The organism is Chitinophaga filiformis (genome assembly GCF_021646545.1).
Lineage (GTDB): Bacteria > Bacteroidota > Bacteroidia > Chitinophagales > Chitinophagaceae > Chitinophaga > Chitinophaga filiformis_A.
Map to the genome: position 1 here is coordinate 237,673 of NZ_JAKIRP010000013.1, position 10,437 is coordinate 248,109.

Below are 10,437 nucleotides of genomic sequence, written 5' to 3' on the forward strand. Positions count from 1 at the left end.
GAATACCATCATCACCTGCACTATTTAGAATGGATGATGCCTCATTCCCCCATCCACGACAGCCACAGATCCGGTGACATACTTTGCCCTGGGCGATACCAGGAACACAGCCATATTAGCTAAATCCTGCGGCTCACCGAAATCGCCCAATGGGATCTCCCTTTCCGCAAAATGTCTTCGTTCATCACCGGGAAAGAAACGACGGATATTATTTGTGTCAATAAGCCCCGGCTGCAGACAGTTGATCCTGATGCCATATTTACCCAGTTGTCCGGCCAGCTGTTTGGACCATACCACTATCGCCGCTTTTGCAACGGCGGAACCATTCACTGAACGCAGTTCGTAAGTACTGATCACATTTAGAATAGCTCCCTGCTTACCTTCCATAAAATGCGGTAACAGCTGTTGCGTCAATTGACGGTGACGATCGAAGTCCAGCGTCATGGCAGCATCCCAATCTTCCTCTGGTCCAACAACATCCATGGGCGCACTACGCCCTGTATTGTTAACAAGGATGTCTACCTGCCCCAGTGCCGACAATGCAGCTGCTGCGATGGTTTGCGGTGCATCTGCTGCAACGAAGTCCTGCACGAAAATAACCGGCGCCGTTCCCCTGCAGCCACTATCTCATCCTTCAAGTTATTGAGCAACTCCTCGTTCCTTGCAGTGGCGAAAACCTTCACTCCTTCCATTGCCAATTCCTTTGCTATCGCGCGACCAATACCCTGACTGGCGCCGCTTACTATTGCTGTTTTTCCTTTTAAATACAAGTCCATATCTGATCGAAAAATTTCGATCAAAGGTATCTGATAATATCTGATTGCCGGATACCTACAAATTTGTTAGTACCGCTTGATAAGTACCCACGTTTTGACTACAACAATATTAGATCTGGCTACATCCGTTTTTTTACCACGGCTGACCTTTGTAACATAAACATCAACAACATGAAAGTCATTGTAACAGGCTCTTTAGGCAATATCAGCAAGCCGCTCACAAAGGAATTAATACAGAGAGGTCATACAGTAACCGTCATCAGCAGCAATCCGCAAAAACAGCAGGACATCGAAGCGCTAGGCGCTACTGCCGCTATCGGCTCAGTGGAAGATGCTGACTTTCTGACGAAGACATTCACGGGGGCAGACGCCGCATATGTTATGACGCCGCCTAACTTCAGCACTACTGACGATCCGAGAGCATATTACCGCGAAATGGGCATGCAATACGCAAAGGCTATACGGCAGTCAGGCTTGAAGAGAGTTGTGCACCTGAGCACGATGGGGGCACACCTCGATAAAGGTACCGGCCTCCTCCTCGGCGCGCATGATGTTGAGCAGGTACTGAACCAGCTACCAGACATCTCCCTCACCAGCCTGAGACCCGGCTACTTTTACTACAATCTGTACAACTATGTCCCGATGATAAAAGGGGCCGGCTTCATTCAGGCTAACTATGGCGGAGAAGATAAGATCGCACTCGTATCACCAGCAGATATTGCTGCTGTTGCTGCAGAGGAACTAACCACCACTAACGAAGCCAAAAAAGTGCGGTATATTGCAAGCGATGAACGTACCGTCAATGAAATTGTTCACCTGTTAGGTACAGCCATCGGAAAGCCTGATCTGAAATGGGAAATATGCAGCAATGAACAAATGCTGGATGGCCTCCAGAGGGCCGGCGTACGGCCTCCTGTTGCGGAAAGTCTTGTCGGGATGTATGCCTGCCTTCACAACGGCGCCTTTACCGAAGATTATGAGCAACATAAGCCCATTAGCCTCGGTAAGGTAAAACTGGAAGATTTTTTGAAAGAGTTTGCCGCCGCTTTTAAACAAGGATGATAATGCTTTAAGGAATGAAGAACAAAGAACCACATCTGCTCAAAACAATAAGCGACTATCACAGTTTCAGGGGATTACCGAAACCCGAACATCCTTTAGTCAGTGTGATAAATATGGAGGATATAAGACAACTCCGGGATAACGAACCGAAGGGGCTTACGCAAAATTTCTATGCCATTGCATTGAAAAGAAATTTCACCGGTAAACTGAAATATGGTCAGCAGGAATATGACTTCGACGAAGGTGTGATGTTCTTCATTTCTCCCGGACAGATCTATTCTATCCAATCAAATAAAGTATTAGAACATTCGGGATGGTTGCTGCTCTTCCATCCCGATTTCCTCTGGAATACGCCCCTTGCCAAAACAATAAAACAATATGACTACTTCAGTTATGCAGCCAATGAGGCACTGCATCTTTCAGAAAAAGAAGAAGCTGTTATTGCTGGTATCATACAGCAGATAGCGCAGGAATATCACTCCAACATCGACAAATTCAGTCAAAGCGTCATCATTGCGCAGCTGGAATTATTGCTTACCTATGCTGAGCGGTTTTATCACCGTCAGTTCATTACCCGGAAGATTAGCAACCATAAGATCCTTACCCGGCTGGAAGCGCTCCTCACAGCCTATTTCAAGAGTGACGACCTGATAAAAAAAGGCCTGCCCACCGTTCAGTATATCGCTCAATCCTTAAACGTGTCCCCTAACTATTTAAGCACTCTGCTGAAAGTGCTGACCGGGCAAAATACCCAGCAGCACATTCACAGTAAACTGATTGAAATAGCTAAAGAAAAGCTTTCTACCACAGTACTATCCGTCAGTGAGATCGCTTATGAATTAGGCTTTGAACATCCTCAGTCATTCAGTAAGTTATTCAGGACGAAGACAAACCTTTCGCCGCTGGAATTCAGGCAAACATTTAATTGACAACTTGTTTCGTTGTCGCCGGGCAAATTTTCAGCGCAAAATATTGGCGTATGATATGTTTATCAAACATAACAAAGAACGTAAAAGTGGAGCACATTGCGGCCTTGTTTCATACAGATCTGACCTGGCAAAATACCGGGCGGCATAAAAACAGGATTAAAGGAAACCGTGGTAAAAGTCGTTACTTTGTGAACGATGCGAAAAAAGGCAACATCCATGACAAATAAATCATCTTCAATAGGCCATTACGCCAGTAAATTTGTTGATCTTACTGCGGATGAAACTGTGGCCTTTACCGCTGCTTTCAAAGAAATAAAAGTCAAAAAGAGACAATTCCTCGTACAGCCTGACTTCGTGGCCAAACACAGATATTTCGTACTGAGAGGCGCCCTAAGGGCTTACGTAGTAGGGGAAGAAGGCCAGGACCATACCATACAACTAGCCATTGAAGAATGGTGGATATCAGATTATAACAGTTACATGTTCCAGCAGCCGGCGAGTATGTTCGTAATGGCTGTCGAAGACAGTACCCTGTTACAAATAAGCTTTGAAGATGAACAGCGGCTGAAGGCCTCCGGCTATAAATTCGAAACCTTTTTCAGGATACTTGCTGAACGCTCTGCCGCCTTTATGCAAAGGCGCGTCATCACCGGCCTGACGCAGTCAGCCGAACAACGCTACGATCGGTTTGTTGAAAGATATCCGGCTATGGCCAACCGCTTCCCTCAATATGTCATAGCCTCCTATCTCGGTATGACCACCGAATTCCTCTCCAGGATCCGCCACCAGAAACAGCGTGCTAAAGATTAGTCCTGAAAATGTTGAACCAGATCAAGCTTTTTTCTTAGCCTGGTTCATTTTTATCTGCCTGCCGTTTGGTGAGCTTTGCATTGTCAATAACGACAGAACGATAAAAACACAATACAATGCAAAGTTCAATCAACACGAAGACGCAAGGAAGACTAGCAGGTAAAATAGCCATTGTAACTGGTGCATCGAAAGGGATCGGCGCCGCCATCGCTAAAGCATATGCTTCAGAGGGCGCAAAGGTAGTGGTAAACTATGCCTCCGGCAAAGCAGGAGCCGATAAGGTAGTAGAAGCGATCACTGCAGCCGGAGGAAAGGCCGTTGCGGTACAGGGTAATGTAGCTATAGCAGACGATGTAAAAAGGCTGTTTGAAACAACCATAAAGACTTTCGGCACGCCGGATATCCTGGTGAACAATGCCGGCATCTACTCATTTGCCGGTATAGAAGACATCACAGAAGACAGCTTTCACTCCATGTACAATACGAACGTACTTGGCACTATTCTCACCATTCAGCAGGCGGTTAAAAGCTTTGGCGATAAGGGTGGTACTATCATCAATACCGGCTCTGTAGTAAGCACGCTCGATATGCCAACTGCGCTGGTTTATTCCACCACCAAATATGCGGTGGATGGCATTACCCGCATCCTGGCCAAAGAACTGGGACCGAAGAAAATAAGAGTGAACTCCATTAATCCGGGTCTCATCGAAACAGAAGGCACGCATACCTCCGGCGTAATTGGCGGTCCCGGCGAACAATGGCATCTGTCTGAAACGCCGCTAGGACGTGTCGGTAAACCGGACGATATCGCTAATGTGGCTGTTTTCCTGGCTTCAGAAGACTCTTACTGGATCAACGGTGAACTCATTGCCGTAAGCGGTGGACAGCGGTAAACTCAAATGATACTTCTATTGCATATGTGTATGTTGACAAGGCGACCTCCCCGAAAGAGGCGCCCTCTCTTTTCTTCGCATGCGATGTATGTTATGCACTGCGTTTATTAAACAAGCCCTCCCGTTCCTGCTCTCTGTAAAACTTATCTGCCAGACTAAACAACCACTCTTTCAACACATCCAACGGGCTACCAGCCGCTCCGCCATGCGTTGCTATCCGGTTATGCAACGATGAGATGTTGCGCAATACCTGCTCATCATGTTCACGCATCTGCTCTACCGTTTCATCAGTAATGAGTGCATACGCGTCTCTGAAACATGCTTTAAGAAAAGCATCAGACTCATATGATGTTGTTGCTCCTATCCGGTTTGTCAGCAACACTTCAGGATGATACACTCCCCAGGCACAATATTGCCCGTTACTAAAAAACAATGATACTTCCGCAGATATAGCTACTTCCTGCAGCTGTGTTACCTCCATGAAGGCATCATCAAAGCATAGGAGCAAATCTCTTTCTTCGTGATAATACCTGTACTCAAAAGGAATAAGCTCAAAAGATGGTGCATCAGTTTTTAACTGTGGAATAGCCACTATCTTTTCCGCTGTTGCCAGCAGATGTAAATTACCCGGCTCCCGGTTCAGCTCAGGATAGTAAAAAGACACGGCCTTCAGCAGTCCCGTACCGGTGTCAAATGCCAGTGAATCTGTTCTCGACATATGTAACCAGTCTTCCACACTACCGGTGGAGTCCATCATCTCTTTTTCCAGGGCGTCAACGCTTTGCTGCGTGCTAAGCACCATCATCAGGCTATCGGGCAATATTCTCGGCCTGGCAGCTATTTGCTGTCCGTTTATAAATGTTATCGGAATATCTTCAGTAATACTAAACATGTCAATAAAATTATGGATATATTTTCTTTGCCGGAGGAATAAACCCTTTTTTTGCCGGTATTTTTCCTTCCGTTATTATCAGGTCTGTTACCGCTTGTCCCGCATCTTCCGCTTTGCCGCCCAATGCAGTGGCGCCACTCTCTCCTTTTATACCCGATTTACCATAAGCAGTTATCACATTACCTCTGGCGCTTTTTGTAGCTTCCATGACTACAATATCACCATCTTTCAGATAGATCAGCCTTTCCCCATTCCTGGTTTCATATATGGCATCAGGGTTTGATATAATTTTCTGCACCACCTCATCCTTCATATTGTGCATACTGTCACCATGATAATTGGAAGCTTTATTGAATTTGCCCTGCGCACGTACCTCTTCCATCATTTCCTTAGCAGTCTGCTTATTTGCCACCGTGAGGTCTGCCCGCCCCACTAACTTGTCCATGGCTTTTATCTCTTCTTCGGTTGATTTGCGCGCTTTTTCAAATGCCTGTTTGAATATATTTAATTGTTCCGGCGGCAGTTCCTTCACATCTTTCGCCAGCTTTCTAAGCTTCAGGTCCAGCATGAATTTCTCAAAGCTGGTACTGCCTTTCTTTATAGCGTTATAAGCCATGACCGTCAGCCTTGGCACTGCCTCGACCGTACTGGTAATGTCATTGAGACGATTGCCTATCGCCATGAATTTATCTACAGATTCCTGTAGTGCGGCTTCAGCTTTCGCTGCGCGGATGATATTCTGCCTGATCCTTGCATCCAGCTCTGCCAGTTGAGCCAGCGACTTTTCGAGCGTCACCACATCCTTGCTTCCATTGAATGCCGCTGTAACCTCTGCAATAGGACCTGCCGCCTTAAATGCGGCTGCCACCGCAGCAGCATCTGCTCCTGCACCCACAATGGCTAACACGACCCATGTCAGCGAAGGTTTAGTTGTGAGCAGCTCTACATCATGCGCGCTGACGTCCAGATTGTACTTTTCAATCTCTTCCTTCACCGCATATGCACTTAAGGCTAATGAGCCGCCCGCAGCCAGTAAAGCCGGTATACCGGTACCGAAGGAAGCCACTGCCAATGCAATACCGATCACTACAAAACAAACAGCTTTCAATATCTTAGCACTACCCAGATCTTTGATCTTATCTTTAATGATCAGGTCGTAGATGCTGCCACTGCTGATTTCCTGCATCTGGACAGAAGCCGCGATCAGCTCATTCAGTTCGTATACACGTTCAGGATTGGCGTTTATATCGGCCCATGTTTCATCAATGCTCTCCTTCTTCCTGTCGATATAATCCTGCAAGAATTGCTTCAGCTCCTCCTTGCTCTTCACACGCGACAGATCCTCATTGCTGAACGTCTTTTCTTTCATAAGCGGACTTGCTGAAGGCAACTGCTGCATCACCCGGGTGCCTGCTGCATGTGCGGCAGTGGATTCCTTATCCAGCGCCAGCTGCCGTTCCAGTTGTGCATCGGACACGTGTTCCTTTGTGCCCACGGCCATCACCGACTGCATCCCTTTACTGCTTGCCTCATCGTAATGCCTGCTGGCGCCCGATTGGGAGATCTCGGTAAATAATCTGGTGACGTAGGCATCATCCGCTATCTTCTTTTCCTCTTCAAACAACACATGCCTGTAACGTTGCAGGTGATCGCCGGCGATGGCAATCGTTTCTTTTCTGAAAGCCGCTTCATAATCATCTACATATTTCCCAAACTCGTCGAGACTATTAAAACCATATGCTTTGAGAGAGGCTGTCAAACTCTCTCTTTCCATTTCTTCCGCGGCTCTGAAATAATCATGGTTGGGATCATGCACGCCAAATTCATCACGCGATGGCGGCAAGGCCCCTCTGTTCTGGAACTGTTTGTACCTTTTATACAATTCCTCCAGCCCAAACAATTTCGTTTTTAACGTCTCCCGCTCCTCGCCTGCCTTACGCCGTTCTTCCCTGCCTGCCATATATGCAGCAACCGACTGCTTCAATGCATCCAGGTCTGTTGTACCGAAATTGATCTTACTTTTATAATCTTCAAAATCAGCTGCTGTAAACTGACTGAGGAGGGCGGCTATTTCACTCAGCTTAGCATAGTTAGCCGGTACGAATGTCTGATCTGACCGCAGGAACCCTTTAACAGCCGGTGGCAGATCGTTCAGTGTTTTCCGTTGCTCCATCAACTGTCTCTTCAGATCATTCCAAACGGCTGATCTGCCTTTTTCGCCAGGCTTTATTTCAGTACCAGGCGCTATGCCGGTACTCTGATAATACTGCTTATCCGTCTCTTCGTTGATAGCTTCTTTACTGTCTTTATCCAGTTGTCTGTATTCCGCATCTCCTGTGCCGTCTGCTTTCTCCGCAACGCCGTATTGCCTGAGCATCGACTTAGGTACTTTGAACAGGATCGTTCTTCCGATATGCTGGCTGATGTGCTGATAGATCTCAGCTGTCCCGGTGCCCTGCCAGTCGAGGTTCAGTACTTTGTGGAATATGATCAGTTCCGCATAACGGTGAAACTCCTGCTTAGACGCTGTTCCGGGCGGTATCTGTATCGGATAATTTTTCCAGTCTTCTCCGTCCCCCGGCTTCCGTTGAATGGATGTCTGCAATCCTACGCCTTTTCGCTGAATACCGTCACCCGATGCTGCGGCAACAGGGATCTTTGTACCTGCAACTTTATCCGCCACCTGGTCAGCTTCCTTTTCCAGGGTATCATCTGTTTCCACTTCCACTGGTTTCCGTTGCACTTTCGGCGAAAAAAAAGTAGGTGAATCCTGTGTTTCGGCATGCTCCTCTCCCTGCCTGGAGAAAAATGGTTCTTTGGAATCACTTTGCTGGTTACGTGCGGGAATTTTGGGGCCTTTCAAATATCTCTGGGTCATAAAACAATCTCGGTCATTATTGGGATCAAAAACGGCATCGAAGATAACAAATTATAGCTTTCAACCATACAAACAACCTTTACGTATCCGGAAAAGCGTATTTCCCGCAATACTCCTCTCCGGACACGTAAAAGCATGTATCCTTTTTAAGGGATGATCTGCCACAGTTCAGCATCATACTGGTTTTCAAACCATTGTTCCAGCTTGGTGCCCGGTGTCTGATTGCTATACGGCACATTCAGGGCCAACAGGCTCCGGCGGTTGATCAGTTTGAAATAACCATTGCCCATATCCTGTACCCGCCAGTGCTGCGCGATGTTCTGGTTGTCCGTCCACTGGATCAGGATATTTCCTGCAGTCAGCAGACCGCCGGCATTGTCCAGGTTCAAACCGGAGGCTACGCAAGTTATCTTGTAATAGCCATTCCCAAGACTTGTGAAGTTCCATTTCTGTGCCGCGTGCCCGTTATCCGTCCATTGCTGTATCTGTAATCCGGGCGTTGGAGCGCCGTCGGGAACGTCCACACATTGTCCGGTCACCTTCGACTTTATCCTATACACGCCATTCGCAATTGGCATGGCATAATTCGGCCCGATAGACGGTGCGGGTATGGGAATACCCTTTTCTATCGGATAGCCGAAATAAGGGATGTTTCCGTCCCAGGAAAACTGCTGTGCCATCACCCTTCTATTCCATCCTGAACCATCCGAATTGGCAGCATGATACACGATCCACCACTGGATGTTGTCCGGCGACTTTACAAACGATGCATGCCCGGGTCCATACACATTGCCAAACCTGGAGAATGCGGGCGAAGATGCTTTTGTCCAGGAGCTTTTTGACATTAGGTTGCCATTAGTACAGGTTAGTCTTCCCAGGCAGTAGTCGTTCGTCCAGCTGCCACTCGCCGAGTAAATAATGTTGACTGTATTCCCGCTGATAAGGGCCGTAGGGCCTTCATTGACAGTAGGCGTACCTACCTGTTCCCAGGCATGATCAGGCCTTGATATCTCCACTCTTTCGCCGGAAATAGTATATGGATTGCTCATCCTGGCGATGTAGATGTACTGGGAAACATTGGTAGTTCCCTCCCATCCCGACCAGATGAAATACTGCTGTCCGTTAAAGTCAAAAGGAGACCCGTCTATGGCCCATCTGTCAGTAGCAGCACTCAGCCTGGCCTTATAGACATACCCGCCGTCCAGCGGATCGTTAGCGTTACTGCCGCCTTCCAGTACAAACATCCGGTGGTTGGCATTATTGCCATCATCGGCAGCAAAATAGACATACCATCTTCCGCTGCGGTAATGCAGCTCGGGCGCCCACAACTCAGCAGAGTACCCTGTACCCGGGGGAGGCGTAAAAATGTATGTTTTCGGCTGCAGCAAAATATCCTGCAGGGTTGCTGATTTCGTGATCCATAAACGGCCGCCATCAGAACCGCAGTAGTAGTAAAATCCGCCTACAGTGATCACCCAGGGGTCGTAATAGCTGCCATTGTCCGATGAGGGCAATGCGTTGGTGAAGATCACCGAGGCGCTTAAAGCGGCACGATTTGCTGCTGCCTGGGTACCAATAAGCGGCGATGTGTCAGCTACTGGTTTCCTGCAGCTTGCTATTGCCGCGCACAGGAAAAAGAGTAATACATAGTTGTTTTTCATATCGGTTATTTTGAGGTGAATAAATGCGGTAACTTCCGCTGTCTGATACAATGTTAAGAAAGATTTCGGCGTGGCTTTGAGGAATGTACGCAAACTGCAAAATCGTGTACACAAACTGCAAAAATAAGGGGACGAAATGCAGAAAGGGGTAGGTGTGGGATTTTTATACCTTCAGATGGGTACAAATACCGTCTTGATACCGCTTTGATACCGCTAATCCTACGTTAATCCTACGTTCATGAACGTAGGATTAACGTAGGATTAGCGGTATCAAAGCGGTATCAAGACGGTGTCGGATTGGTACTTGTCTTAGTACAGAAAAACTTTACAGTTTTTGCAAGAAGTTTCAGGATTGACTTTACAGGTTATTGAAATAATTCATTATTTGCTTTACAGATGCGCAAATTAAGCTTTACAGATGTGCAAATTAAGCTTTACACTGCTATTTCTGTTGTTTTTACCTTCTTTTTAGCGATCCATCTTCGCTTTAATGCTCCACTGGCTAAATGAGCCTGATTAGGCGTCAGATTATTGCA

10 protein-coding genes are annotated in these 10,437 nt (G+C 47.1%); 5 read left to right on the forward strand and 5 right to left on the reverse strand.

The genetic code is table 11. The features are described from left to right. Positions 1-24 precede the first annotated feature (24 nt). Both L3C95_RS26245 and L3C95_RS26250 read right to left on the reverse strand, forming a co-directional pair. A complete protein-coding gene (locus tag L3C95_RS26245; protein WP_236392387.1) occupies positions 25-591 on the reverse strand; it encodes an SDR family NAD(P)-dependent oxidoreductase in 567 nt (188 codons plus the stop codon). Continuing rightward, positions 519-776 (reverse strand): SDR family NAD(P)-dependent oxidoreductase, encoded by a 258-nt coding sequence (locus L3C95_RS26250; protein ID WP_236392388.1) that lies wholly within the window; start codon positions 774-776, stop codon positions 519-521. Before L3C95_RS26250 ends, L3C95_RS26245 begins: the two co-directional genes overlap by 73 nt. 171 nt (positions 777-947) lie before the next feature. Here L3C95_RS26250 and L3C95_RS26255 point away from each other — a divergent pair, with 171 nt between their 5' ends. The 5 genes from L3C95_RS26255 (at position 948) to L3C95_RS26275 (ending at position 4,470) form a co-directional block, all read left to right on the forward strand. After that, the gene (locus tag L3C95_RS26255; protein WP_236392391.1) at positions 948-1,838 is read left to right on the forward strand and encodes an NAD(P)H-binding protein; all 891 of its coding nucleotides are present in this window, start codon (positions 948-950) and stop codon (positions 1,836-1,838) included. 14 nt (positions 1,839-1,852) lie between these two features. Then, positions 1,853-2,767: a helix-turn-helix domain-containing protein gene (locus L3C95_RS26260; protein ID WP_236392393.1), complete on the forward strand. Its 915-nt coding sequence runs from the start codon at positions 1,853-1,855 to the stop codon at positions 2,765-2,767. Between the two features lie 50 nt (positions 2,768-2,817). Beyond that, positions 2,818-2,994, forward strand: a complete 177-nt coding sequence (locus tag L3C95_RS26265; RefSeq protein WP_236392395.1) for a hypothetical protein — start codon at positions 2,818-2,820, stop codon at positions 2,992-2,994. Beyond that, complete coding sequence (locus L3C95_RS26270) at positions 2,984-3,577, forward strand: Crp/Fnr family transcriptional regulator (protein ID WP_236392397.1); 594 nt, start codon at positions 2,984-2,986, stop codon at positions 3,575-3,577. The genes L3C95_RS26265 and L3C95_RS26270 overlap by 11 nt, the downstream gene beginning before the upstream one ends. A 116-nt stretch (positions 3,578-3,693) precedes the next feature. Then, complete coding sequence (locus L3C95_RS26275) at positions 3,694-4,470, forward strand: SDR family NAD(P)-dependent oxidoreductase (RefSeq protein ID WP_236392399.1); 777 nt, start codon at positions 3,694-3,696, stop codon at positions 4,468-4,470. Between the two features lie 91 nt (positions 4,471-4,561). Here the strand turns inward: L3C95_RS26275 and L3C95_RS26280 are convergent, their stop codons facing one another. From L3C95_RS26280 to L3C95_RS26290, 3 genes are all read right to left on the reverse strand, one after another. Then, on the reverse strand, positions 4,562-5,362 hold the full coding sequence (locus L3C95_RS26280) for a hypothetical protein (RefSeq protein WP_236392401.1): 801 nt from the start codon (positions 5,360-5,362) through the stop codon (positions 4,562-4,564). Between the two features lie 10 nt (positions 5,363-5,372). Beyond that, a complete protein-coding gene (locus L3C95_RS26285; RefSeq protein WP_236392403.1) occupies positions 5,373-8,240 on the reverse strand; it encodes a hypothetical protein in 2,868 nt (955 codons plus the stop codon). A 146-nt stretch (positions 8,241-8,386) separates the two neighbouring features. Next, positions 8,387-9,901, reverse strand: coding sequence for a family 43 glycosylhydrolase (locus L3C95_RS26290; protein ID WP_236392405.1), 1,515 nt, complete (start codon positions 9,899-9,901; stop codon positions 8,387-8,389). Positions 9,902-10,437 lie beyond the last annotated feature (536 nt).